Source organism: Candidatus Methylobacter oryzae (genome assembly GCF_003994235.2).
Lineage (GTDB): Bacteria > Pseudomonadota > Gammaproteobacteria > Methylococcales > Methylomonadaceae > Methylobacter_A > Methylobacter_A oryzae.
This window is the reverse complement of the sequence record NZ_RYFG02000007.1, coordinates 1-410: the sequence shown is the minus strand read 5'-3', so window position 1 is coordinate 410 and position 410 is coordinate 1. Positions and strand designations below refer to the sequence as shown.

Here is a 410-nt window from a genome sequence, read left to right as displayed (position 1 = left end):
CCACTGTAAATGATGCAGTTGTGCAGGGAAAGTTAATGTTCTTATTCGGGGAGATCTGCTTAACGAGCGATCGGCAGAATACCAGATCGGACGACTGGTTGAACAAAAGTCCAGGCATGCAGGAGTCATCGTCCTGTATGAGCGAATGCGATGAAACCGATAGCGCGGCATGGGGTAACCTGTATCNACAAAGGAGGAGCCTTGCCACACCTGAACACACGAATGCCGACCGGTAATGACGGGACTCAGCGTAGTGACTCGAAGCCAGCCTTTAGCAACCCTCTATTCGAACACGTGCTGCGGCGAGATAATTTACAAACCGCATGGAAACAAGTTCGAGCCAATAAGGGGGCCGCCGGCATCGATGGGATGACCATTGATGAGTTCCCCGCTTGGGCAAAATCCGGCGA

The 410-nt window shown here is 52.3% G+C and carries 1 protein-coding gene; it reads left to right on the top strand.

What is annotated here, in order from left to right; all coding sequences use genetic code 11:
- Positions 1–222: 222 nt before the first annotated feature.
- Positions 223–410: hypothetical protein (locus EKO24_RS22735; protein ID WP_479680434.1), on the top strand; the 188-nt coding region annotated here is incomplete at its 3' end.